Source organism: Pseudomonas sp. CBC3, from assembly GCF_037967085.1.
Classification (GTDB): Bacteria; Pseudomonadota; Gammaproteobacteria; order Pseudomonadales; family Pseudomonadaceae; genus Stutzerimonas.
Window position 1 is genome coordinate 759,274 of sequence record NZ_JBANEO010000001.1, and the last position, 24,243, is coordinate 783,516.

Annotated in this window: 27 protein-coding genes; 7 read left to right on the forward strand and 20 right to left on the reverse strand. The window is 62.5% G+C overall.

Annotated features, from left to right (window positions below; all coding sequences use genetic code 11):
- Positions 1-25: 25 nt before the first annotated feature.
- Positions 26-1,378, forward strand: a complete 1,353-nt coding sequence (locus V6943_RS03390; protein WP_340552610.1) for a sigma-54-dependent transcriptional regulator — start codon at positions 26-28, stop codon at positions 1,376-1,378.
- A 294-nt stretch (positions 1,379-1,672) separates the two neighbouring features.
- On the opposite strand, the gene V6943_RS03395 is transcribed toward V6943_RS03390, so the two are convergent.
- The 4 genes from V6943_RS03395 to V6943_RS03410 form a co-directional block, all read right to left on the reverse strand.
- Positions 1,673-2,950, reverse strand: coding sequence for an RNA polymerase sigma factor (locus V6943_RS03395; RefSeq protein ID WP_340552611.1), 1,278 nt, complete (start codon positions 2,948-2,950; stop codon positions 1,673-1,675).
- A gap of 3 nt (positions 2,951-2,953) precedes the next feature.
- Complete coding sequence (locus tag V6943_RS03400; RefSeq protein WP_131649367.1) at positions 2,954-3,310, reverse strand: YciI family protein; 357 nt, start codon at positions 3,308-3,310, stop codon at positions 2,954-2,956.
- A gap of 67 nt (positions 3,311-3,377) precedes the next feature.
- Positions 3,378-3,845 (reverse strand): YybH family protein, encoded by a 468-nt coding sequence (locus tag V6943_RS03405; protein ID WP_131649366.1) that lies wholly within the window; start codon positions 3,843-3,845, stop codon positions 3,378-3,380.
- Between the two features lie 45 nt (positions 3,846-3,890).
- On the reverse strand, positions 3,891-4,247 hold the full coding sequence (locus V6943_RS03410) for a YciI family protein (RefSeq protein ID WP_131649365.1): 357 nt from the start codon (positions 4,245-4,247) through the stop codon (positions 3,891-3,893).
- Positions 4,248-4,387: 140 nt separating this feature from the next.
- On the opposite strand from V6943_RS03410, the gene V6943_RS03415 reads away from it, so the two are divergent.
- Positions 4,388-5,596: a lactonase family protein gene (locus V6943_RS03415; RefSeq protein ID WP_340552612.1), complete on the forward strand. Its 1,209-nt coding sequence runs from the start codon at positions 4,388-4,390 to the stop codon at positions 5,594-5,596.
- 17 nt (positions 5,597-5,613) lie between these two features.
- Here the strand turns inward: V6943_RS03415 and V6943_RS03420 are convergent, their stop codons facing one another.
- The 12 genes from V6943_RS03420 to flgB form a co-directional block, all read right to left on the reverse strand.
- Positions 5,614-6,645: a hypothetical protein gene (locus V6943_RS03420; RefSeq protein ID WP_340552613.1), complete on the reverse strand. Its 1,032-nt coding sequence runs from the start codon at positions 6,643-6,645 to the stop codon at positions 5,614-5,616.
- A gap of 16 nt (positions 6,646-6,661) precedes the next feature.
- Complete coding sequence (gene flgL, locus V6943_RS03425; protein WP_340552614.1) at positions 6,662-7,561, reverse strand: flagellar hook-associated protein FlgL; 900 nt, start codon at positions 7,559-7,561, stop codon at positions 6,662-6,664.
- Positions 7,562-7,598: 37 nt separating this feature from the next.
- Positions 7,599-8,966, reverse strand: coding sequence for a flagellar hook-associated protein FlgK (gene flgK, locus V6943_RS03430; protein ID WP_340552615.1), 1,368 nt, complete (start codon positions 8,964-8,966; stop codon positions 7,599-7,601).
- Positions 8,963-9,994 carry a lytic transglycosylase domain-containing protein gene (locus V6943_RS03435; protein WP_340552616.1) on the reverse strand — a complete coding sequence of 344 codons (1,032 nt, stop codon included), beginning with the start codon at positions 9,992-9,994 and terminating at the stop codon, positions 8,963-8,965. Before V6943_RS03435 ends, flgK begins: the two co-directional genes overlap by 4 nt.
- Before the next feature lie 62 nt (positions 9,995-10,056).
- Positions 10,057-11,169: a flagellar basal body P-ring protein FlgI gene (locus V6943_RS03440; protein WP_131649359.1), complete on the reverse strand. Its 1,113-nt coding sequence runs from the start codon at positions 11,167-11,169 to the stop codon at positions 10,057-10,059.
- A 15-nt stretch (positions 11,170-11,184) separates the two neighbouring features.
- Positions 11,185-11,847, reverse strand: coding sequence for a flagellar basal body L-ring protein FlgH (gene flgH / locus V6943_RS03445; RefSeq protein ID WP_371924049.1), 663 nt, complete (start codon positions 11,845-11,847; stop codon positions 11,185-11,187).
- 8 nt (positions 11,848-11,855) lie between these two features.
- Positions 11,856-12,641 (reverse strand): flagellar basal-body rod protein FlgG, encoded by a 786-nt coding sequence (gene flgG / locus V6943_RS03450; RefSeq protein ID WP_181099333.1) that lies wholly within the window; start codon positions 12,639-12,641, stop codon positions 11,856-11,858.
- A gap of 14 nt (positions 12,642-12,655) precedes the next feature.
- Complete coding sequence (gene flgF, locus V6943_RS03455) at positions 12,656-13,384, reverse strand: flagellar basal-body rod protein FlgF (RefSeq protein WP_131649356.1); 729 nt, start codon at positions 13,382-13,384, stop codon at positions 12,656-12,658.
- 9 nt (positions 13,385-13,393) lie between these two features.
- Entirely contained in the window at positions 13,394-14,584 is a 1,191-nt protein-coding gene (gene flgE / locus V6943_RS03460; RefSeq protein WP_340552617.1) for a flagellar hook protein FlgE, read from the reverse strand.
- Positions 14,585-14,634: 50 nt separating this feature from the next.
- Positions 14,635-15,315: a flagellar hook capping FlgD N-terminal domain-containing protein gene (locus V6943_RS03465; protein ID WP_340552618.1), complete on the reverse strand. Its 681-nt coding sequence runs from the start codon at positions 15,313-15,315 to the stop codon at positions 14,635-14,637.
- Positions 15,315-15,743, reverse strand: a complete 429-nt coding sequence (gene flgC, locus V6943_RS03470) for a flagellar basal body rod protein FlgC (RefSeq protein WP_019340573.1) — start codon at positions 15,741-15,743, stop codon at positions 15,315-15,317. The genes V6943_RS03465 and flgC overlap by 1 nt, the downstream gene beginning before the upstream one ends.
- 4 nt (positions 15,744-15,747) lie before the next feature.
- Positions 15,748-16,113 (reverse strand): flagellar basal body rod protein FlgB, encoded by a 366-nt coding sequence (flgB, locus tag V6943_RS03475; RefSeq protein ID WP_181099330.1) that lies wholly within the window; start codon positions 16,111-16,113, stop codon positions 15,748-15,750.
- 212 nt (positions 16,114-16,325) lie between these two features.
- Between flgB and flgA the strand changes: the two genes are divergently transcribed.
- From flgA to V6943_RS03500, 5 genes are all read left to right on the forward strand, one after another.
- The gene (gene flgA / locus V6943_RS03480; protein ID WP_340552619.1) at positions 16,326-17,015 is read left to right on the forward strand and encodes a flagellar basal body P-ring formation chaperone FlgA; all 690 of its coding nucleotides are present in this window, start codon (positions 16,326-16,328) and stop codon (positions 17,013-17,015) included.
- A 217-nt stretch (positions 17,016-17,232) separates the two neighbouring features.
- Positions 17,233-18,072, forward strand: a complete 840-nt coding sequence (lafA, locus tag V6943_RS03485) for a lateral flagellin LafA (RefSeq protein ID WP_131649351.1) — start codon at positions 17,233-17,235, stop codon at positions 18,070-18,072.
- Between the two features lie 97 nt (positions 18,073-18,169).
- The gene (gene lafA / locus V6943_RS03490) at positions 18,170-19,108 is read left to right on the forward strand and encodes a lateral flagellin LafA (protein ID WP_131649350.1); all 939 of its coding nucleotides are present in this window, start codon (positions 18,170-18,172) and stop codon (positions 19,106-19,108) included.
- Between the two features lie 340 nt (positions 19,109-19,448).
- Positions 19,449-20,330 (forward strand): transcriptional regulator, encoded by an 882-nt coding sequence (locus tag V6943_RS03495; protein WP_131649349.1) that lies wholly within the window; start codon positions 19,449-19,451, stop codon positions 20,328-20,330.
- Complete coding sequence (locus V6943_RS03500; RefSeq protein WP_340552620.1) at positions 20,327-20,809, forward strand: hypothetical protein; 483 nt, start codon at positions 20,327-20,329, stop codon at positions 20,807-20,809. The genes V6943_RS03495 and V6943_RS03500 overlap by 4 nt, the downstream gene beginning before the upstream one ends.
- Before the next feature lie 418 nt (positions 20,810-21,227).
- Here V6943_RS03500 and V6943_RS03505 read toward each other — a convergent pair whose 3' ends face one another.
- The 4 genes from V6943_RS03505 to V6943_RS03520 are packed head-to-tail and all read right to left on the reverse strand — an operon-like array spanning position 21,228 to position 24,217.
- Positions 21,228-22,139: an OmpA family protein gene (locus V6943_RS03505; protein WP_340552621.1), complete on the reverse strand. Its 912-nt coding sequence runs from the start codon at positions 22,137-22,139 to the stop codon at positions 21,228-21,230.
- The gene (gene motA, locus V6943_RS03510; RefSeq protein WP_131649346.1) at positions 22,136-23,008 is read right to left on the reverse strand and encodes a flagellar motor stator protein MotA; all 873 of its coding nucleotides are present in this window, start codon (positions 23,006-23,008) and stop codon (positions 22,136-22,138) included. Before motA ends, V6943_RS03505 begins: the two co-directional genes overlap by 4 nt.
- A 2-nt stretch (positions 23,009-23,010) precedes the next feature.
- Positions 23,011-23,745: a FliA/WhiG family RNA polymerase sigma factor gene (locus V6943_RS03515; protein WP_131649345.1), complete on the reverse strand. Its 735-nt coding sequence runs from the start codon at positions 23,743-23,745 to the stop codon at positions 23,011-23,013.
- A gap of 10 nt (positions 23,746-23,755) precedes the next feature.
- A complete protein-coding gene (locus tag V6943_RS03520; RefSeq protein WP_131649344.1) occupies positions 23,756-24,217 on the reverse strand; it encodes a flagellar basal body-associated FliL family protein in 462 nt (153 codons plus the stop codon).
- Positions 24,218-24,243 lie beyond the last annotated feature (26 nt).

Consider the following 24,243-nt stretch of genomic DNA (forward strand, 5'->3'; position numbering starts at 1 on the left):
ACTGGCACCGGCAAAGGAGCGAAACATGAGCGGTCAGGTCATCTTCATCGACGACGAAGCGGCGATCCGCCAAGCGGTCCAGCAATGGCTGGAACTGTCCGGCTTCAGCGTGCGCACCTGCGCCAGCGCGCACGAGGCGCTGGGCCTGATTGACCGTGACTTTCCGGGCGTACTGATCAGCGACGTACGCATGCCGGACCTGGACGGCCTCGGCCTGCTGGAGAAGCTGGTCGCGCTGGATCCTGAACTGCCAATCATCATGGTCACCGGCCATGGCGACGTGCCGATGGCGGTGCAGGCGCTGCGCCAGGGCGCCTATGACTTCATCGAAAAGCCCTTCACCCCCGAACGCCTGCTCGACAGCGTGCGCCGCGCCCAGGACAAGCGCCGACTGGTCTGCGAAAACCGCCAGCTGCGTGAGCAGTTCACCCGCAAGGGCCGTATCGAATCGATGCTGCTGGGGGTTTCGCGCGCCGTGGACAACCTGCGCCGGCAGGTCCTGGAACTGGCCGGCACGGACGTCAACGTGCTGATTCGCGGCGACACCGGCAGCGGCAAGGAACAGGTGGCGCGCTGCCTGCACGATTTCAGCCCGCGCGCACGCCATCCATTCGTGGCGCTGAACTGCGCGGCCATCCCCGAAAGCATTTTCGAGAGCGAGCTGTTCGGCCATGAAAGCGGCGCCTTCACTGGCGCCCAGGGCAAGCGCATCGGCCGCATCGAGCATGCCCATGGCGGCACCCTGTTCCTCGACGAAATCGAAAGCATGCCGCTGGCCCAGCAGGTCAAGCTGCTGCGCGTGCTGCAGGAAAGAACCCTGGAGAGGCTGGGCTCCAACCGCAGCATCGAAGTCGATCTGCGAGTGATCAGCGCGGCCAAGCCTGACCTGCTCGAAGAAGTGCGCGGCGGACGTTTCCGCGAAGACTTGCTGTATCGCCTGAACGTTGCCGAGCTGCATATCCCGCCGCTGCGCGAGCGTCGTGAAGACATCCCGCTGCTGTTCGACCACTTCGTCAGCCAGGCCGCCCAGCGCCACGGCCGCGAGCCCCTGCCGGTCGGCCCCGCCGAACTGGCGCAGCTGCTGAGCCACGACTGGCCAGGCAACGTCCGCGAACTGATCAACGCCGCCGAACGCCACGCCCTCGGGCTGAACCCGCCGCCGCCCAACGCCCCGAGCGACAACACCGGCAGATCGCTGGCCGAGCAGATGGAAGCCTTCGAGGCGCAATGCCTGCACAACGCTCTGCAGCAATGCAAAGGCAACATCGCCGAGGTCATGGCCCAACTGCAGCTGCCCCGCCGCACCCTCAACGAGAAGATGCAGCGCCACGGTTTGAGTCGTGGTGACTATCTGCCAGCGGGCAGCAGCGATAGCTGATTCTGCTCAGGCGAACCCTCCATGCTCCGGGTGGGGGCGTTACTGCGACGCTCCGCGTCGATGGACGCAGAACGTCCAACACATCGGTCCCACATGGTGAGCATGGAAAACCATCAATGAACTGGTGGGTGGGCCGAGCGGCGTTGCGCTCCAGCCCGTAGGGTGGGCTTCAGCCCACCAGAGCTCGGCGCCGGCTGCACAGGCCAGGCGAGGCGTTTATGAAGGCGGTGCCAGAGCAAATGGTGGGCTGAAGCCCACCCTACAAGCTGAAGGGGTGAGCCGGGCGGCGTTCCCTCAATCGAGCCCGTTCAGCTTGTCCAGTCGTTGCTGCAGAAAACGCCGCTCCGGCTCCAGCTGCGCCAATGCCAGTGCGCTGCGGTAGGCGGTTCGTGCTTCGTCCAGGCGGCCGAGGCGGCGGCAGAAATCGGCACGGGCCGAATGCAGCAGGTGATAGTCGCGCAGCAGTCCGCGGGCCGATAGATCGTCGATCAGCGCCAGCCCTGCTTCCGGCCCGTCGCGCATGGCAACCGCCACAGCGCGGTTCAGCTCGATCACCGGAGACGGGCTGACTCGCAGCAATACGTCATAGAGCCCGACGATCTGCGTCCAATCGGTCAGCGCGGCACTGGGCGCCTCGGCATGCACGGCGACGATCGCCGCCTGCAAGGTGTAAGGACCAAAACGTCGCGAAACCAGGGCTCGCTGCACCAACGCCGAGCCTTCTTCTATCTGCGCCCGGTCCCACAGACTGCGGTCCTGTTCGTCGAGGCGCACCAGTTCGCCCGAGCCATCGGTACGCGCGACGCGGCGCGAGTCGTGCAGCAACATCAGCGCCAGCAGCCCCATCAGTTCCGGGTCTGGCAGCAATTCGAGCAGCAGCCGGCCCAGCCGGATCGCTTCGGCGCTGAGATCGGTGCGGGTCAGTTCGGTGCCGCTGGAGGCTGAATAGCCCTCGTTGAACACCAGATAGATCACCCGCAGCACGTTATCCAGACGTGCCGGCAGCTCCTCGCGCGAAGGCACACGGTAGGGAATCGCGGCATCGCGGATCTTCTGCTTGGCGCGCACGATGCGCTGGGCGATGGTGCTGGGCGAGGCGAGAAAGGCGCGTGCGATTTCCTCGGTCTTCAGGTCGCAGACTTCACGCAGGGTCAGCGCCACTTGCGCGTCGGCCGGCAGCGCCGGGTGGCAGCAGGTAAAGACCAGCCGCAGGCGATCGTCTTCCAGCATGTCGCGGTCCCAGTCCGGCTCTTCGGCGCTGTCCAGCTGATCGGCCAGCACATTCAGCGAGGCGTTGAAGCGTGCCCGCCGACGCAGGCCGTCGATGGCCTTGAAACGCCCGGCCGAGACCAGCCAGGCGCGCGGGTTGTCCGGCATTCCGTCGCGCGGCCACTGCTGCACCGCGGCGAAGAAGGCGTCCTGCAGCGCCTCTTCGGCCAGCTCGAAGTCGCCCAGCAGACGGATAAGGGTCGCCAGCACCCGCCGCGACTCGTTGCGGTAGAGGGTGTCGATCTCCGCCCGCGTCGGCCCACTGGTTAGGTCGGACGAGGGCGGCCTGCCCCGTTCATGCATCGATCAGCGATCGGGCAGCTGGCGCAACGGGCGAACCTCGATGCTGCCCAATTGCGCCGGCGGGATCTTCGCAGCCAGGCGCAGCGCCTCGTCCAGGTCCTGGGCTTCCAGCAGGTAGAAACCTGCCAGCTGCTCGCGGGTTTCGGCGAACGGGCCGTCGACCACGGACACCGCGCCCTCGCGCACTCGCACCGTCTTGGCGGTACGCACCGATTGCAGCGGCTCGCCAGCGATGAAGTGCCCACTCTCCTGCAGGCGCTCACCATTGGCGATGCATTGCTCGACCAACGCGGCCCACTGCTCGTCGGTCATCGAGTCGACGCGCTGTTCGTCGTAGTAGACCAGGCACAGGTATTTCATTTCAGTCTCCGGTGGTGCCCCGCCGGCTGCCGCTATGGCAGCCGCGAGACGGTTCGAGTATTGCGGTTCAGCCGACAGCTCCCGTCTGGGAGGGCTCGATCCCGAAGTCGATTTGCCCACTGGCCATGTCGAACGGCATCGAGAAGTGCTCGTGGACGACCTTCCAGTCGTTGCCCTGGCGACGCCAGCAGCGGCTGCCGCGCATCCAGCCGGTCTGCATTTCGCCTTTTTCGTTGGTACCGCCGCAATGGTTCAGGAAATGACTATAGGCCAGGTCTGCGCTGGCGTGGATGCCCAGCTCGCTGATCTCGAAAAAGCCTTCGCCCTGACAGAATTCGAAGCAGTTCTGCCAGTGCTGGCGGTACGCCTCGGCGCCCTTGAATTGCAGCGGGCCTACCGCATCGAAGGCCAGCACGTCGGTGGCGTACTGGGCCATGATGCGGTCGAGGTCCTTGGCGCAGACCGCGCGCTCCCACTCGTTGGTGAGTTCGCGGATACGGGCTTCGCCGGTCTGGTTTTCAGTTGAGTTGTTCATGCGAGTTGCCTCTTGGTTGATGGCTGACGGTCGTTGCGGCACGGGTCAGGGTGGCGCCCTTGGGTGCAGGGCGCGGACCTCGACGCAGCCCAGCCGCCCCGGGGGAATGCGCGATGCCAGCCGGATCACGTCGTTGAGGTCGCTTGCCTCGAACAGATAGAACGCCGCAGGCTGCTCACGGCTGTCGACCACCGGCCCGTCGTGCAAGCAAAGGGTGTCGCCCTGCAGACGCACAGTCGTGGTGCTGAGGACTGGCTGCAGCGCTTCGCCAATGATCAGCTGGCCGCTGCGCTGAAGCCGCTCGCGATAGTCGCGGCATTCGGCATCCATCGCCGCCTGCGCGCCAGGCGACAGGCTGGCCAAAACCTGCTCATCCAGATACACCAGGCACAGATAACGCATTGCGGCGCCCCCGAGATGGTTGCTGTTACCTGATAGTCGAGGTGGAAAGGGAAAAATCGACAGCGCCGACAAATCTTTTTCGCCTGCGGTGCTCAAAGTCAGTCCGGGACTAAACAAACTCAGCGAGACAGGAGCGAGGCATGGTCGGTCCACTGCGCGGTCTATCCCATCACTACCGTCGCCTCGGCCTCGCCGTGGCTCTTCTGGCATTCAGCACTTCGGGAGTGGCGGCACCCATGTATCAATTACTGATCGGCACCTACACCAGCGTGCGCAGCGGCGAGGGCGGTAGCGAAGGAATCTACCGCATGCAGTTCGATGCCGAGCGCGGCTATATCGAGCCTCAGCCATTGCAGGTGGTGCGCACCCACAACCCGTCCTGGCTGACGCTGGATCTAAATCGCAACCGGCTGTACGCGGCGAACGAGAACGGACCGGGACATCCGGACCCGGTAGGCCGGGTGAGCGCGTTCACCATGGCGCCGGCCAGCGGGCAACTGTCGCCGCTGGCCCAGCAGATCACCCTCGGCGATGAGCCCACGCACCTGAGCCAGAGTCGTGACGGGCGCTATCTGTTCGTCTCCAACTATGGCTCGGCGCCCAACCCCGGCGGCAGCCTGGCGGTAATTCCCACGGCAGAGGATGGCACCCTGTCGCCTGTGACCCAACTCGCCACGCACAAGGCCAGCGAGAAACATCCTCAGCGCCAGAAGTCGGCGCACGTGCACTCGGCGGTGATGTCGCCGAACGGCAAACGGTTGTTCGTCAGCGACCTAGGCGCCGACAAAATCTTTGTCTACGAATACAACCCGGCCAATGCCGAACGCCCGCTGTCGCCCGCCAAGCCGACCTTCATCGGCCTGCCCGACGGCAGCGGCCCACGTCACTTGGTATTCAGCCCGGACGGCAGCCAGGCCTACGCGACCCTGGAGCTGAGCGCGCAGGTCGCGCGTTTCGATCATGTCGACGGCAGCCTGATACAACGCCAGCTGGTCGATCTGGCCGAGAACGGCAAGGTCGACGCGCATTCGCCAGGCGCCATTCATCCCTCGCGGGATGGCCGCTTTCTCTACGTCAGCGACCGCGCCGAGGCGAACCGCATCTTGGTATATGCCATCGAGGAAACCGGCAGCCTGCGCGAAATCCAGCAGCGCGCTAGCGAGGGGCGGGAGCCACGCGAATTCGCCATCGACCCGAGCGGGCGCTTCATGCTCATCGCCAATCAGAAGAGCGATCAGCTGGTGGTGCTGCAACGCGACCCCGACAGCGGGCTGCTCGGTGACACACTGCAGATATTGCCGATGAGTCGACCATCGGATGTGAAATTCATCGACCGTACCGGCCTTTGAGCGCCGCAGCCGGATGATCAGGACAGCAGGCTGACCACCGCGAAGCGGCTGATTGTGGCCTGGGCCACCACCGTCTGGGTAACAGCGGCGTAGCTGGAGGGGCTACGCTGCATCAGATTGAACACCGAACGCGAGAAGTCCATCGCCCATTGCTTCTCGTCGGCATGCGCCTGGCGCGCCAGGAACTCGCGGATTTCCTGCTGGCGGTTGCTCAGTTGTTCGCGCAGCGCGGTGACCTTGTCGAGCCCGGCCACCACCGAGTCGAGCAGGCGCCGCAGCTCGCGGAAGGAATCGAGCTGCAGCTCCTCAGGGAAACTCAGCAGCTGCTCCTCCTGATGCTGTACGCGGACGTACTTGCCCTTGTCGAACAGCTTGCCCTCGCCCTGCACCGCCAGCTGGTCCTTGAGCTTCTGCCAATCGCCTTCACGAGCGGAGAATTTCAGCTCGCCATTCTGATCCAGCTCGGCGCGGATACCGGCCTGGCCCAGACTCCCATTGAAACGTCGCAGGATCTGCTCGTCGCTCATCTCGTCATCGAGCACCACCGCTACCGGCTCGGCCAGCTGGCGGCCGCCGCTGAACAGCAGCGTTTCGCGCCCCGACTGGCGAATCTTCTCCAGCGACTCCAACCCCTGCAGGCTGAAGCGGCTGCGTACCGGCTCGGTCAGGCGCAGCTTGAAATTGGCGTCCAGCGAGTTGGCAGAGCGCTTGCTGCGCTCCTTGAGCAGAGCGTTGACCTCTTGCACCGCCTGCTGAATGGATTCTTCGCCGTTGGGCGGCGGCGAGCTGATCTGGCGGCTGAGAGTCAGTTTGAGTTGTGACAAATGGGTCTGCAGATCGCCGAGGTAGCTGTCGGCCGACTGCATCGAGGATAGCTGCTGGTTGAGCTGTAGGCTGAAGCTGGTGCTCTTGCTTGTCGTCGGTTCCGAGTGCGACGTTTCACTCGGTGTCCCGACACGCAGCGGCGCGGGTGCATTGCGCAGCAAGGCCTCACGGCGCTCCTGCGGATTTATGACGGCGACACCCGGTAGCTGTCTACCAATCTTCATTTCACGGCTACCTCGGTCAGAGCATGCCGAAGAGCGACAGCCCGTTGATCTTCAAATAGGTCTTCTGCGTCGCCTGCAGCGACAGCTGATAGTTGTTCAGATCGATGCTGGCCGCAGCGTAGTCGAGCTGGGACAGCTCGCCTTCGATCTTCTGGTTCACCAGCGACACGTCTTCGTTACTGCTCGACAACAACGTCAGGGTGTTCTGCCGGCCGCCCAGTTCGGTAACCGCGCCGAGCAATTGACTATGAGTGGCGTCCAGGCTGGCCAGGGTCTCGCTGATCTGCGCGCTGGAATCGACTGTCGGGTCGGCGAGACTCTTCACCAGTGCATGCAATTGATTGAGCATGTCGGCATCGGCACCGAAAACTTGCGCGGCGGTAACATTTTCCTCGACCAGCACGCCGTTGGCGACAGCCGCCTGGCGGTATTGATCGTTGCCGGTCAGGCTGTAGGTCTCGGTCGCCTCATCGAAGGTGATCGCCGCACGGTCGCTCAGCGTGCCGGAAAAAAGATAGCGGCCTTCCTCGTCGCGCACATTGGCAAAGCTGAGAATGGTCTTTTCCAGGCTCCCCAGCTCGTTGGCAATGGCCGCCAGATCTTCGCTGGTATTACTGCCGTTGGCCGCCCACAACAGCATGTCGCGCACGTTGAGCATGGTGTCCGAAGCGGCCTTGAGGTTGGCCTCCTGCTTGGACAGGTTGCCCGAGACGTTTGCGATGTTGGTGCGGTACTGCGTCAGTGTGGCTTCCTCACGCTGGATACGCAGCACGCGCACCGCAGAAATCGGATCGTCCGACGGCATCAACATGCGCTCGCCGGTCGCCATCTGCTGCATCAGCTTGCCGAGCTTCTCGGAGCTGGTATTCATCGAGCCATGCATCATGGCGGTGATCTGGGCGTTGGAGATGCGCATGTATTTTTACTCGTCAGTCGAATCGGCTTGCGCCGGCTCAGAACATCGCCAGTACGGCGTTGAACAGCTCGTTGGAGGTGCTGATGACCTTCATGTTGGCCTGGTAGGCCTGCTCGTAGGCCATCAGGTTGACGGCTTCCTCGTCCAGGTTCACGGCGCTTACGCTGTCGCGCTGGGCTTGCGCCTGCTCGGCGACAGTGGTCGCGGCGCTGCGGTCCGCCTGATTCTGTCGGCTGGCGCTGGCGACGCGTCCGACCAGACCGGCGTAGGCGTCGTTGAGCGGCACGGTGTTGCCGGCGACAGTGATGCCTTGCGACTTCAAGTCGAGTAGCGCGAGCAGGTTCTTGTTGTTACCCACTTCGCCCGGTATCGAGGAAAACGCTAACTCGGTCGCCCCCAGTGGATTGACCGCGAGCATGCCGCTGGTGCTGCCAGGGTTGTGGACGAACAGCGGCTGGCCAGGATTGCCGTCGAGGTCGAAGCCGCCTGCGAGCGTGTCGTTGACCATCGTCGCCAGCGCCGACGCCATGTCGTGCAGATCCTGCTGGGCCGGACGCAACGCGCCGTATTCCATGTCATGGAGGCTGCCCAGAGAGCCGCCGAGTCCCTGCTGATCGAGTGGAAAGGTGGTCTTGGCGAAGACCAGCGACATTTCCTGCTCACCAGCGATGTTTTCGCTGATTTTCAGCTGCCCTGCCGTGATCCCGGCCACCAGCGGCTGACCATTGGCTAGAGACACATCGAGGGTGCCGTCCGAGGATTCCTGGACGCGGATGCCAGCGTATTGGCTCAGATCCTTGACCAGATTCTCGCGGTAGTCACGCAGGGTCGCGGTGTCGCGCCCGGTCGATTCCATCTCGCGAATCTGAGCATTCAGTTCGGCGAGGTTGCCGGACAGTCCGTTGATCTCGCTGACCATCGCCACGCGCTGGCCCTGGAGGGCGTTGAGCTGGGTGCCGATGTTGCTGTTCAGGCCGTTGAAACGCTGCGCCAGCTGCTTCGACTCGCCGATGATCTGCTGGCGCAGGGCGATGGATTCGGGCGTCGAGCTGGCCTCGCTGAGGGCGGCAAAGAAATTGTCCAGGCCGACGCTGACGCTGGAGCCCTCGCTGTCAATCAGGCCTTCGAGGGCGGTCAGGTACTGTTGATTGGTGCTGAAGTACTGCTTGTCGGTCGTCGCGCGCCACAGCTGCTGGTTCTGGAAGTCGTTGGACAACCGGCGAATGCTGCTGACCTGAACACCGCCGCCAATGCTGACCGAGGTCTGCCCGCCGAGCGAATGCAGCTCCGGCGTCAGACGGCTGAAACCGGGTGTGTTGACGTTGGCGATGTTCTGCCCGGTCGCCGTCAGGGCGATCTGCGTGGCGCGAACGCCGCTGTAGCCAATTTGACCAAGAATACTCACGACACAATTTCCTTCGACTCGATCCGGATCGACTGAGCGAACGCCACGGAAAGGTGGCTGCCGCCGATGACACTACGCTGCTGACTGGAAAGAGCGACCGCATCGGCCGCGGAATTAAGCGCCGGCTGCAGCGGGTGGGCGGCCGGCTGGATCTGCGCGCGCGGCTCGACCGGACTCGGTACCGCCGCACGCAGATCGTTGAGGATGTTGCGGGTGTAATTCCGAGTTTCCGCGTATGGAATCTTCTGCACCCAGGCAGTCATGCCGATCTCGCCCTTGCGCGGGTCGCCATGGCTCTTCAGCCACTCGTCCACCTTGCCAGGGCCGGCGTTGTAGGCGGCCAGCGCCAGCGCCTGATGGCCATCGTAACGGTCGAGCATCTTGCTCAGATAGGCGCTGCCCAGGCGCTTGTTGTATTCGGCATCGGTCGTCAGCCGCGCTTCGCTGAACGGCAGGCCGAGCTCGGCCGCCATATCGCGTGCAGTACCTGGCATCAGCTGCATCAGGCCGCGCGCACCCTTGGACGAGACCGCCGCGATGTTGCCGCTCGATTCATGCTTGATCACGCTGTCGACCAGCGACTTGAAGCCTGCCTTGCCGCTTTCCCAGGCACTATCAAGCGCCTCGACGCCGCGCTGCCAGGTGCCACGCAGTGCGTGCAGACCGCCCGCCTGCAGGCCGCTACCGGCGTGGCCAGCCAGGGCAGTCGGCGCGGGCGCCGTGCCGGGTGCATCGCCGCTCAACTGCTGCACCAGCATATCGGCGATCCCCGTCTGCCGCTTGCCGGCCAGTGTGTCGGCCAGCACCTCGTCGTAGAAGTCGCGCATGGTGTCCAGCTCGCGGCTGCGCATCGGGTTGCCCGCGCCGAGCACGTCGCCGGCCTTGCGCATCTGCTTGAGGATCTGCTGCAGGAACATCGCTTCGAACTGCTCGGCAACGACTTCCAGTTGCTGACGCCGCGCCGCGTTCGGGCCGTCGGCGCGCTGGCGCAGGGTATTGAGGTGCTGTGGGAGGGAAACGATGCTCATGGTCGCCTTGGAACCTGTTCAAATCTGCTGCGCGTCGGGCCTGTCCGGTCAAGGACAAGCGCTTACATCACGATCAGTTCCGCATTCAATGCGCCGGCGCGTTCCAGCGACTGCAGGATGCTCATCACGTCGTCCGGCGTGGCGCCGAGACTGTTGATGGTGTTGATGATGCTTTCCAGGCTGGCGCCTTCCGGCCACTTGAACATGGCCTTGCGGTCCTGCTCGATGGCGACATCGGACTGCGGCGTGACCACGGTTTCGCCGCCAGCAAACGCATTCGGCTGGCTGACCTGAGGGCGCTCGCTGATGGTCACCGTCAGGCTGCCGTGGGCGACAGCCGCGGCTTTCACCCGCACGCCCTGGCCGACAACCACGGTCCCGGTGCGGCTGTTGAACACCACCTTCGGCCGGGTCCGCCCCTCTTCCACTTCCAGCCGTTCGAGCATGGCCATGAAGCTCATGCGCTGGGTGCTGGTGACCGGCGCACGGATCGAAATCTTGGTGGCATTGAGGGCCGTGGCGGTGCCCTTGCCAAAGTAGGCGTCGACCGCATCGACCACGCGAGTGACGGTCTGGAAGCTCGGCTGACGTACGTTAAGCATCACGTCCGGGCGCTCGGTGAAGTCGCTGGGAATCATCCGCTCGACCGTCGCGCCGTTGGGAATCAGCCCGCTGTTGGAGGTATTGATCGCGACCTTGGAGCCGCTGGCGCCCTCGGCGTTCACGCCACCGACGATCACCGCGCCCTGGGCAAGTGCATAGATCTCGCCATCGACACCCTGCAGCGGGGTCATCAGCAACTGGCCGCCGCGCAGACTCTTGGCGTCGCCCAATGAAGAGACGGTGACATCCACGGTCTGGCCGGCGCTGTAGGACGGCGGCACGGTAGCGGTAATGGTCACCGCAGCGACGTTCTTCAGCTTCGGGTCGACATTCGGCGGCAGGTTCACGCCGAATTGCTTGATCATGTTCGTCACCGACTGGCTGGTGAACTTGACCTGGTTCTTGTCGCCGGTGCCATCGAGCCCGACCACCAGACCGTAGCCGATCAGCTGGTTGCCGCGGATGCCCTCGACATCCACCAGATCCATCAGCGGCACGGCTTGCGCGGGAAATTGCCAGCACAGCGCGACGGCGGCGAAAAACAGCTTCAGGGATCGCTTCGGGCTAGTCATATCAGGGGCTATCACTTAAAGAGGGAACAGCGGCGACGTGAAGAAACGCGTCAACCAGCCGGCCGAGTTGCTGTCGTTCAGCACGCCGCGCCCGGCATAGGAAATCTTCGCGTTGGCCACGCTTTGGGACGACACCTGGTTGTAGCGGTTGATGTCATCGACACGAACCAGCCCGGCGAGACGAATGAATTCGTCACCCTGGTTCAACCGCAGGGTCTTCTCACCCTTGATCAGCAGCGTGCCGTTGGGCAGCACGCGATGGACGGTTACGGCGATGGCGCCGCGCAGGGTGTTCTGCTGCGAACTTTTCGCCGAGCCGTCGAACTCGCGCTCGGCACCGGCCGATGTTTCAACGTCGGGATAGGTCTTGCCAAGAATCGTCGGAATGCCGATACCGACGCTCGATTCCTTGCCGAAGCTGGTGCCGGCGCTCTTGCTCGACTGAGTGGACTCGTCGAGCACCACGGTGAGAATGTCGCCGACGCGCACCGCGCGGTTGTCGCTGATCAACGAGCCTCTGTAGCCGGAACGGAACAGCCCCCCGCCAGTGGTCGGCGGCAGGCTGTAGTCCAGTTCCAGCGGTTCGAACTCGGTCGATGGCTCTTCCGGCAGCATCTCGTTGAAGCTGGCGCAGCCGCCGAGAAGGGTCAGCGCGACGAGCAGAGCGGGGGTACGCATCATCGGTCTCAGACGGTCTGGTTGAGGAACTGCTGCATGCCGCTGGCGGCATCGAGCACCTTGGCGTTGGCTTCGTAAGCGCGCTGGATGGCGATCATCGCCACCATGGCCTCGACCACCTGCACGTTGGAGCCTTCCAGCACGCCCTGCTTGAGCTGGCCGAGACCCTCTTCGCCCGGCACGCCCTCGACAGGCTCGCCGCTGGCGACGGTTTCGCGATAGAGATTGCCGCCCAGGGCTTCAAGGCCGGCCGGATTCGTGAAGTTGACCAGCGTGATCTGGCCCAGCTCAGACGGCAGCGTGTCGCCAGGCAGCACGGCGGTAACGATGCCATCGGCACCGACCGTGAAGCCCGTTGCGCCTTGCGGTACTTCGATGGCTGGCGCTAGCGGCAGTCCTTGGGCGTTAACCATCATGCCTTCGGCGTTGAGCTGGAACTGGCCGTTCTCGGTGTAGAGAAGGTCGCCGTTGGGCGCCTCGACCTGGAAGAAGCCCCGCCCGACGATCGCCAGGTCCATCGGCTGGCCGGTGGTCTGGATGCTGCCTTCGGTGAACACCTTCTGGGTACCGGCAACGCGCACGCCGCTGCCCAGCTGGATGCCGGACGGCACCGTGTTGATCTCGTCGGCCTGGGCGCCCGGCTGCTTCTCGATGCTGTAGAACAGATCCTCGAAGACCGCGCGGTCGCTCTTGAAGCCGTTGGTGTTGACGTTGGCCAGGTTGTTGGCGACGGTGGACATGGCCTTGTCCTGGGCGGCCAGGCCGGTCTTGCTGACCCAAAGTGCGGAATTCATTCGTTATCTCCCGATCAGCTGCCGCGGATCATTCGGTTGCCGGCGTCGGAAAGGTCCTCGGCGGCTTTCATCATCTTTACCTGGGTTTCGAACAGGCGATTGAGGCTCATGGTCGAGGCCAGCTCGTCGATCGCCGAGACGTTGCTCGACTCGAGGAATCCGCTGGCCAGGCGCACGTCTTCACTGGGCGCGGCGGGCTCGCCATTGCGCGTCACCAGCAGGCCAGCCTCGTTCTTCATCAGGTCTGCAGCCGCTACGTCGACCAGACGGATACGGTCGACCTCGGCCATCATCCAGTCGCCCGGCGCCATGACGGAGACGGTACCGTCATTGCCGATTTCCACGCGGTCATGTTCGGGCAGCTCGATCGGCCCGCCCTCGCCCATCACGGCGCGACCGTTGAGAGTCAGTCGACCCTCGGCATCGATCTGCATGCTGCCCTGGCGGGTATAGGCCTCGCCTTCGCCGTCTTGCAGGACGATCAGGCCGGTGCCCTTGACCGCAAAGTCCAGCTCGCGACCGGTCGCAATCATCGGGCCGGCTGCCAGACTGACGCCGTTGTTCTCGACTACCGCCATGTGCCGACTGTCGTAGCCGTAGCCTTCCACGGCCACCGCCTGGGCGCGCTCGAGGTCGGCGCGAAAGCCCGGCGTGTTGACGTTGGCGAGGTTGTTGGAGCGCACCTGCAGCGACATCATCGTGCGGCTGGCGGCGGTCATCGCCGTGTATCCCAAACGATCCATGAATCAGCCTCAGATGGCGTTGAACAGCGTCTGGGTGAGTTCCTTGTTGGTGGAAATCACCTGAGTGTTGGCTTGATAGTTGCGCTGGCCTTCCATCAAACCCACCAGCTGCTGGGTGAGGTCGACGTTGGAGCTTTCCAGCGCGCCAGACGCCAGGCTGCCGTACTGGCCGACACCCGGCGCGCCGAGCATGGCCGCGCCGGAGGCAGCGGTTTCGGTCCAGGCGGTGCCGCTGATGTTCTTCAGGCCTTCGGCATTGACGAAGCTGGCCAGCACCACCTGACCCTGCAGCATGCGCTCGCCGTTGGAGTAGCTGGCGTAGACCTTGCCGTCCTTCTCGACGCTCATGCCGGTCTGCTCGCCCGCGGCATAGCCCGTGGCGCGGTTGCTGGTGACGCTGAATTCGGAGCCGTACTGGCTGGTGCCGCTGTAGTCGAGCTGGATGTTCAGCGGATCGACGCCGCCGCCCGGCGTGGCGGTCAGCGCGACCGTACCGATCGGCGCGGTGAGCGTACCGGCACCGTCGAATGTCAGTGCCTGAGGCGCACCCGGCAGCGCCGCGCCATCGACGTAATAATGAGCGTTCCAGCCGTTATCGGCCGTCTTGGCGAAGTATTGGGTCAGGGTGTGTTCCTTGCCCTGGGAGTCGAACAGCTTGGTGGTGTAGGTGGAGTTGTAGCTGTCTGCGACCAGCGGATCGAAGGCCACGGCCGGCACTTCCTGGTTCGCATCGAGGTTGGCGACGAAGCTCAACGCATCTGTGGCCTTGGCTGGTATTCCGCCGGAGCGCAGCTGAAGATCGCCAACGGTCCCGGTCTGCAGATTACCGGTGGCATCGGCCGGATAGCCCTGCAAACGCTGGCCGAGGCTATTGGTCAGGTAGCTGTCCTTGTCGGTGCCGAACACGCCGGCGCGGGTGTAGGCCACATCGCCATTGCTGGCGCGGGTGACGAAGAAGCCGCCACCGGAAATCGCCAGATCGAGGCTGCGATTGGTGGTAGTCAGCGCGCCGCCTTGGCTGATGCTCTGAGTGGTGCCGGTAACCTCGACGCCCATCGCCTGGCTTTCGGCATAGAGGCTGCCGAAATCGGTACGCGAGGACTTGAAGCCCACGGTGCCGGAATTGGCGATGTTGTTGCCGATGGTGTTGAGTTGTTCGTTGACGGCAGACAAGCCGGTCAGGGCGATATTGAAGCTCATGGGCTGATCTCGATGCGATAGATGGAATGAAGACTGGCGAGCAACAAGGCTCAGCCGCCGAGCAGCCCGGCATCGGCCTGGGCGAATTCGAGGATGTTGTAGAAGGGCACCGAACCGACACCCTGAACCTGAAGCACCGGGCCCTCGGCGCTGACGCGCACGTTGGAGACCTGGCCGGCGACTTCCACCTGCGGGAACTCGCCGTTTTCCGACTCGATGCTGACGCTGTACCGGCCGTCACGCAGGCCGTGCTTGGCCGGATCGATCACGAAGGGCACCTTACCGGGGGACTGCGCCCCAAGCTCGATACGGGTCTGGGTGCCGTTGGAATCGGTCAGCAACAACGCGGCGCGGTTCGAGGCATGGCTCAGGTCGAACTGGCCGTTGACGGCCTGCCCGCTCAGATCCAGCGTTTCGACCGCGACGCTCACCTGCTGGCCAACCAGACCGGCGGCGGTGAGGGTCTGCAGGTTGTCGGTCAGCACCAGGTTGTTCTGCATCAGGCTGGACATGTTTTCCATGCTCTTGACCTGTGACATCGCCGAGTACTGGTTGAGGAACTCAGTGCTGTCCACCGGCTTGGTCGGGTCCTGGTTCTTGATCTGCGCGACCATCAGGCTGATGAAGTTGTTCTCCATCGTCGCGGCATCGCCGATGTTCACCGCACGCTTGACCTGATCGATCGAATTGCTCGCCAGGCTGCCGTCCAGTGCGGAATTAACCGTCGCCATCAGGATTCTCCCAACCGCAGCAGGCTCTGCTGCATGCTTTTCACGCGATTGAGCACCTCGACGCCGGTCTCGAAGCTACGGGTGGCCGACATCATGTCGGTCATCTCTTCGATCTCGTTGATGTCGGGGTAGTAGACGTAGCCTTCGCCATCGGCCAGGGGATTGCCCGGCTCGTAGCGGCGCTTGGGCTCGGCGCCGGAGGTGACCACATCGAGCACCTGCACATGGGCGCCGCCGAGGCCGACGCCACGGGTCAGCGAGTTGTTCTCGTACACCGCCGCGAACATCGGCTTGCGCGCCTGATAGACGTCGGCGGCGTTGTTGGCCGCCGAGTCGGTGTTGGCCAGGTTGCTGGCCACGGTGTTGAGGCGCACGGTCTGGGCGTTCATGGCCGAGCCGGCGATGCGGTAGATGGAATCGAATGACATGACTTCAACGTCCCTCGATGGCCTGCTTCAAACCACGAAATTTCATCGTGACGAAGGTCAGGCTGGTCTGGAAATCCATGGAGTTGCGCGAGAACTGCGCCTGTTCGGTAGACAGTTCGACTGTGTTGCCATCCTGCGAGGCCTGGCTCGGCACGCGGAACAGCAGACGCGGATCGGTGCCGGCAATGCTCACGCGCGGCGAGGTGCCGCTGTCCAGCCGCTGCATTTCCTTGCTGAAGTCGATGTCCCGCGCCTGAAAACCGGGCGTGTCTTCGTTGGCCAGGTTCGCCGCGAGAATCTCGCTGCGTTGCATGCGCAAACCCAGGGCGCGTTCGTGAACGCCCAGAGCGTCGTCAATCCGTATACTCATTTCGATACCCTTGCAGCCTGAGTAGGCTGAATCCAGCCCACCGCTTTTGCATGTGAATAGCAGAAAGCGTGCCGAAGCCGTATCTACAAGGTAATCCTTTGATTTACATAGAAAACTCTACAGAGAACAGAGCGCGCACCAAGCGTATTTTTCCGCTTGGCAAAGCGCGATCGGGCGGAAGCGGAAAAGCCCCTTCCGCCAGCTTCGTCGCCATGCTGCTGTTGTTGGCCATATCGGTCGAGGCTCGCGCTGACGCCGCGACTCAGGCCCGGCAGGCGGTGGAAAATCATCTGCGCCAGATGCTCGAACAACAGGCCGCGCGCCAGGGCTGGCACGGCATGCAGCTACGCTACGACATCAGCATGCCGGCCAGCTCGACCAACCTGCCGATGTGCTCCGAGGCGTTGCAGGTCCGCGCCACTGGCGAGGCGCCTTCAGCCATGGAACGTCAACAACTGCAGATTCGCTGCCCCGATGCGCCCGGCTGGGCACTGAACGCTACCGGCCAGGCCCACGTCTTTCTGCCCGCCGTTCACGCTGAAGGCATTATCGACCGCGGCCAGACCCTGACCGCCAACGACCTCAAGCTGCAGCGCATCAACATCGCCAAAGCCCGCCGCGGCTACTACAACCGCCTCGAAGAGGTAATCGGCCTGGCTGCCAAACGCCGCATCCGCGCCGGCCAGATCATTACTCCGGCCCTGCTGGAACAGGCCATGGCGGTCAAACGCGGCGAGCCGGTAAAGATCGTTGCCAACAATGAAGGCATCGAAGCCTCCACCTCCGGCGAAGCCCTCGCCGACGGCCAGCCCGGCGACGTCATCCGCGTGCGCAATGTACGCAGCGGGAAGGTAATCGATGCGAAGGTAATAGAAGAAGGCGTGGTGACGAGTATGTTTTAAGGGCGGTGGCCGGAAGAATTTGATCGTCTGACCGTACCCCAGTTCCCGGGGTTTCGCCGCAGGCGATTAAGCTCCAGCCGCATGCACCAGCGGCCTTCGAAGAAAGCACAGAATATTTGACGTCAGGATTTAATCCTTCGCGCAGCGCTGTCGCCCTATCTTTTCAGCAGGCAGTCAAGCCAGCTCCTAACAGCCAATCGCACGAAGGATGATCATCATGGCTCTGTCCATTCACACTAACTATTCCGCTCTGACCACCAATACCGCGCTGAACAAGTCCAACAACGCGTTGGCAACCAACCAGCAGCGTCTGGGTACCGGCCTGCGCATCAACTCCGCTGCTGACGACGCTGCTGGCCTGCAGATCGCAACCCGCCTGAACGCCCAAAGCCGCGGCATGTCGGTTGCCATACGCAATACCGGTGACGCCACTTCGATGCTGCAAACCGCCGAAGGCGCATTCAGCGAAGTCACCGATATTCTGCAGCGCATGAAGGATCTGGCCACCCAGGCGGCGAACGACACCAACGGAGCATCCGACCGTACTTCGCTGAAATCCGAGTACGATGAGCTGGCCAAAGAAGTCGACAACATTCTGACCAACACCAAGTATGCAGGCGAGTCGCTGTTTGCAGCTGGCGGTAAGTTCACCGCTGCGGTCAATTTCCAGATCGGCGCGTCCTCGGCCGAGACGCTGGCCATGGACGTCTCCGGGGCGCTGACCACGATCAATACGAACTGGGCTACGTCCAAAGCAAGCACGCTGGACACCGCCGCCAACGCCGGGACCGCCATTGACAACCTGGAAGCTTCGCTCAATGACGTGAGCGCCATGCGAGCCCAGTTTGGCGCCAACATCAACCGCCTGAACCACACCAGCAACAACTTGGCGAACATGAAGGACAACACCGACATGGCCAAGGGTCGGATCATGGACGCCGACTTCGCCATCGAGAGCGCCAACATGAGCAAGAATTCCATGCTCATGCAATCCGGTATCTCCATGCTCAAGCAAGCCGGTCAGATGCCAGGCATGGTCATGGGTCTGCTGGGCTAAGCCATCGCTTAGGGCTGCGGCGAGACTCCATGACCGGACCTCGCCGCAACCGCGCCCTCTCATTGGGCTCAACGCTATAAATTAAAGGATTTCGATCATGGCCTTGTCCATTCACACCAACTATTCCGCGCTGACCACCAACACCGCGCTGAACAAGTCCAACAACGCCCTGGCGACCAACCAACAGCGTCTGGGTACCGGCCTGCGCATTAACTCCGCCGCTGATGACGCTGCTGGCCTGCAGATCGCTACTCGCCTGAACGCCCAGAGCCGCGGTATGGCCGTAGCCATCCGCAACACAGGCGACGCCACCTCCATGCTCCAAACAGCCGAGGGCGCCTTCAGCGAGATGACCGACATCGCGCAGCGCATGAAAGATCTTGCGACTCAAGCGGCGAACGGAACCAATGGCGTATCCGACCTCAAGTCCATCCAGGCTGAATACGACGAGCTAGGAAAAGAGCTAGGCAACATCTTTAAAAATACAAAGTACGCTGGCGAAAATCTGTTTAGCGACGGTGCCGGCGTCGACGGCGACACAGGCAAATTCGGTGCCGCTGCAGTTACCTTTCAAATCGGCGCAAGCTCCAGCGAAACACTGAGTTTTGATCTTCAGACCGCACTGGGTTCAGTTGCCGGTTCGCTTAAAGCAGCATCGCTTATGTTCGCGGACAACGGCGACACAGCCGATTTCGTTGGCACTGACATTGCCACGATTACGGCTGGTACCGCCCCCGCTCCGGATACGGCAGTGAACAACGCTAACGGAACGATTACGAAGCTAGAAACCTTGCTGAACGACATTGGTTCCGTACGCGCTCAGTTCGGCGCCAACATCAACCGTCTGAACCATACCAACAACAACCTGGCCAACATGAAGGACAACACCGACATGGCCAAGGGTCGGATCATGGACGCCGACTTCGCTGTAGAAAGCGCCAACATGAGCAAGAACTCCATGCTCATGCAGTCGGGCATCTCCATGCTCAAGCAAGCCGGCCAGATGCCAGGCATGGTCATGGGCCTGCTGGGCTAAGCGGTACGCAACAGCGCTGGTCGCAACGACCGGCTTCGAAAAGCCCCGATTGTTTCGGGGCTTTTTTATTTCCGAACGTGAGAATCGTTGTCACCCGACCAGCGGCAGTTCGTCTAGCGTGACGGCTCAAACACAAGATATGCCCTGTTATGCGGCGAACTTGCCGCTTCGCACGGCACATCTGCCCCTCGCTCACGATTTCGTTTCTTTCTCGCTCCGATGCCCGTTCGGCATTTCGTGTAACAACCGGCTTGTAGTATCAAAAAAACGGCGCCAATATGCCGCCGCCCGGTTTGCCAACCCTGTCACACCGGAAACTTTCCCTTCATATCAGGCGCTCATGACTTCATCTCTGTCCCTTACGGCCACCGATGCCATCATCTGCCCGCTGTTGAAAACCGGTCGAGACGGTTGTTCGGCTCGTTTCGATCGTGCGCTCTACCAACTCGTGCTGAACCATGACGAACATGAGGAAACACTAGACCTCGGTTTCTCTGGTAGCCGCGTGCTGGAGCGTTTGCTGCACTCGCCCGGCGAGGTCGTTTCTCGCGAGGAGCTGTTGAATTACGCCTGGGAGGGGCGGGTCGTCAGTCAGGGCAGTCTGAATCAGCAGATCTACACCCTGCGCCAGGCGTTGTTCGACGGCCGTAACCAGGTCATCCAGACGTTGCCGCGGCGAGGCTACCTGTTCAACCCGCAGCATCTGATTGTCGAACAACCGGCTTCGCCAGCTAATTCCGCCACTACGTCTGTTCCTACAGCTCCCGAAGAGCCAGCTGCTGTGCTGACGCAGCTGCTAGTGGCACCTCATGAGGCAGTGATACCAGGCTCGGCCAGAACGATCCGGCGCTACCGCTCGTGGCAGACCGCCGCGCTCGCCGGTACGGGAATGATGGTCTTGCTGGGGCTGGCAACCCTTGGCTTTCGTCTGGCCAGCACATCGACGCCCTCCCTCACGCAGACATTGGCCGTCGACGATCTGGAGGTACTTTACGTCGAAAAAAACCAGCACCTGCTTGATTCGCTGATTAAGGAAACGCGCATGCTGGTCGATACCATGAGCGACATGAATGCCGAGCCGGCTCGGCTGATCGTCAATATGTCCCCTGGGTTTTATGAGATCCGTTGCCTGCAAGGCGACGGTCGGGTCAATTGGTTAAAGGTTCACAAAAGCCAGATCCAGACGATCCCCAGTGACCATCTACAAGGGTGCCTGCAATGAACAGCCAGAACGAAACCGGCGCAGTCGGCAAGCGCATGCTTCAGGTAATGGTGCCATCGGCATTGTTGCTCTGGGCTTTTGTGGCAATGGGCACGACAGGAAACATGTCCTCGAAACTCGATGGTCAGTACAGCTCCAGCGGTCAGGTATTGCTGAGCGACGGCACAAGCGTGAAAGTCAGTCAGAGCCTGGTCTTCAACAAGGGCCGCTTTTACTCGATAACCCGAAACGCACCGGCCATCGTCGAGGCTTCGGGCCGGCTGGAGACGGACCTGCTCGGGCGTGCATCGCTGGTGGTGGAAGAGGGCCAGGTTCATGGGCTCGGCCCCCAGGACCAGATGGACGACGAACTGCTGTTCAATCTCTTCTATGGCGCACACAAGGGCGCACGGATTACCCTCGAGCAGGTCGGTGCCTGCCTGTACGGCGTCGAGACCCAGCAGGTCTATTGCGCCGACGATCACCCGCATCGCGGTTGAAAGCAGTTCCGCGCTCGGCGCGTGGCGCTCCATCGCGAAACGCTCGCTTGGAGCGCTGCGCTAAATCACTGTCCACACGCTATCAGGTCGGCTGACAACTCATCGGCGGACCTTTGCACCCTAATCTCGCGCCTGGCCCCTCTACCCCTCACCCCGACCCTCTCCCAGCAGGAAGGGGCTGCCCGGAGCGTAGCTCCACGTCGCTGTTCGCTGGCAGGCGCTAGAGATGCCGCAGACAGGAGGCCCCAGGGTTTGGTCGACGGCGGTCAGCGTGCTACCGCGCCGTCTGGCCTCGTTGCCGCCAACGCTCACCGGGAAGGCAAAAGGAAGCTGTTCGGCGGGCTGGCTCGACGCCGGTCGCGGTGTTTTCATGATGGTGCAGCTTTACCCGCCCGTCAGGCCGGTTGCACGTCCGGCGTCAGGAACCCACGCCGCTATAGCTCGCGCCGCTCTCTGAGAACCGCACCCGCCCGTAACTGTCGCCGAACAGCTCCTTGTACAGCGCTTCGGCCGAGGCGGTCAGCAGCAGGATTTCGACCCGACGGTTGGCACCATTCTGCGGATCTTCAGGGCGCAACGGCATGATGTCGGCCTGTGCGGTCACTTGTAATACCGAGCGCTCGGCCAGGCCGGCATCGACCAGCGCACGGCGAGCACGCAGCGCACGATCGCCGGAAAGATTCCAATTGTTGTAGCCGTTTTTCTGCCGATACGGCGTAGCGTCGGTGTGGCCGCTGATGATCAGCTTGTTGTCCACCTTGGCCAGCACACCAGCGAGCACGCCCAGCAGCTTCTGAAAATGAGGATTCAGCGTGGCACTGCCGCGCTGGAACATGAAGCGCTGCTGGTCGTCCTTGATCAGTATGCGCAGCCCCTGCGGGACCACGTCCACTTCGAGATTGGCCAGGGCATCGACTTCGCTGGCGACTTCACGCATCAATTCGGCGAGCTTTTTCAGCTCTTCGGTCGAGCCATAGTTGCGGCTGCCGTCCTCTTCGCTTTTCGACGCGCGATTGTCCGTTTCTTCAGTCTGCGGCGGGCGCACTGGCACGCCATCGAGTTCCAGCGGCGAGGTGCTGGTGCCATCGAAAATCCCGGCGCCGCCATCGATCAGCGGGTTACTTTCCATCTCTCCATACGAGGGGTTGGTTTTTTCCATCTGCGGCTGGATGATCCAGAGCACCATGAACAGCGCCATCATCGCCAGGGTGAAGTCGGCAAAGGCCACCTTCCAGGCACCACCGTGCTCGTCGCCGTGGCCCTTCTTACTGCGGCGCTTGATGATGATCTCGTGCTCGCCGCCGCCCTTGCCCTTGTCCCGGCTTCTCATGCGGCGTCCCTTTCTTCCTCATACTGGGTGACCCAGTTTTCCAGCTGGCGGAAGGCGGGCTTGACGTCCTGCTCGATCAGCTTGCGTCCTGCGTCCACCGCCAGCAGGGTGGGCTTACCGGCAACGTGGGCAACCAGCGTGGTGCGCACGCATTCCAGCGCAGAGAGCTCGGTCTTGATGCGTTGGCTCATCGCGTTGGACAGCGGGTCCATCAGGCAATAGCAGAAGAAGATGCCGAGGAAGGTACCCACCAGGGCCGCCGCCACGTGAGCACCGATTTCCGCCACGCTGCCGCCGATGCTGCCCATGGTGATGATGATGCCCATGATCGCCGCAAGAATGCCGAAGCCGGGCATGGCCTCGCCGATCTTGTGCAGCGAGCGAGCCGGCTGCAGCAGCGCGTGCTCCATGGCCTCCAGTTCCTGCTCGAGGAATCCTTCCAATTCGTGGGCGCTGATTTTTCCCATAGCCATCAACCGGAAGTTATCGGCGATGAAGGCCATCAGGTTCTTTTCCTGCAGGATCAATGGATAGCGAACGAACAGGTCGCTCTCTTCCGGCTCCTCGATATGCGAATCGAGCACCTTGAGGCCGCCGACGTCGACCATTTCCAGCAGTTCGTAGAGCAGCATCAGCAACTGGCGCTGAAACTCCTCGCCACGACGTTTGTAGGCAAAGACATCCTTGATCTGGTGCAGCATCTCGATCAGCACCTCCTTCGGGTTGCCCACCACCAAGCTGCCCAGCGCGGCGCCGAGGATGATGACCACTTCTGCTGGCTGCCAGAGCACGCGCATGTCCCCGTTGGCCATGGCATAACCACCCAGCACACAACCGATGATGATCAAGGCACCTAATACTTTCTGCATGACTACTGACTTCTCTCGGTTAGAAAGCGACTGGCCTTGCCGATCGCCTGTTTGCTCAGCTGACAAACCCGGGCATCGCTGACTTCCAGCACCAGGGCGATTTCCTTCAGGCTCAACTCATGCTGGTAGTACAGCGTCAGCACCAGCCGCTCACGCTCGTCCAGCCGCGCCAGCGCCTGCTCTAGAACACGCTCCTTGATCAGGCGCTCCTCGAACAACTCAGTGGCGTCGGGAAAATGCTCGTGACCGCTCTGCAGCAGTTCATCAAGGCTCTCGATGGCCTCCGAAGAATCGGCCCAGAGGAAGTCCTGGTATTCCTTGTCGGCCAGGCCGGTATACGCCTTGATTTCCTCGTCGCTGGGCTCGTGGCCCAGCTGGCGCGACAGGTCGCGAATCGCGTCACGCACCTTGTGCGCCTGCTGACGGACCTGGCGCGGGCGCCAATCCTGACGGCGCAGCTCATCGAGAATCGCGCCACGGACGCGCAAAGCGGCGAACTTGCCGAACTGCTCGTCCGGCTCACCGTAGCGGCGCAGCCCTTCGAGCAGGCCCATCATGCCGATCTGCTCCATATCTTCGCGGTCGAGCACTTGGTTGGCCTGCAGCGATAGCTGCCTGACGATGCGCTTGACCAGCGGCAGATACTGCATGAGCCAGCGCTGCTCGACCGCCGGAGCGAACACCGATGGGCTGGCCGGCGTGGCGCCGTAATAGTTGATGGGGCAAGTGGCGCTCATGGCGTGGCCTTTATTGCACGATCAACTTGTTGACTAGCACGTGCTTGAACGGCACGGCTGCGTTCTTGGAGGCAAAATCGGCGAACAGGACAGTTTCAAGACGATCCTGCAGATCACTGATCTTCAGGCCACGCAGTTCTTCGAACGGCAGCGACGACAGGTAACCCACCACCGAATTACGCACCAGCGGTTCGGCCTGCTCGAACTTCGGTGGTTCTTCGGAGGCATCCGCCTGCAACGCGAGATCCAGCACGAAGTAATGCTCACGACCGTCACCACGCACGCTGACGATGACTTTCTCCACCGGGAAGAACTCGTATTCCGAGGGCTCAGCCGGCTCGTCTGCTACGACCTCCTCGGAAACGGCACCTTCCATGCCGGGCTTGAGCAGCCAATAACTGACACCGACGCCACCGGCAACGGTCAGCACGTTGATCAGCAGCATCAGAAGGACGAGACGGGGCGTCGACATAACACACTCACAAATTGGCTAATTAG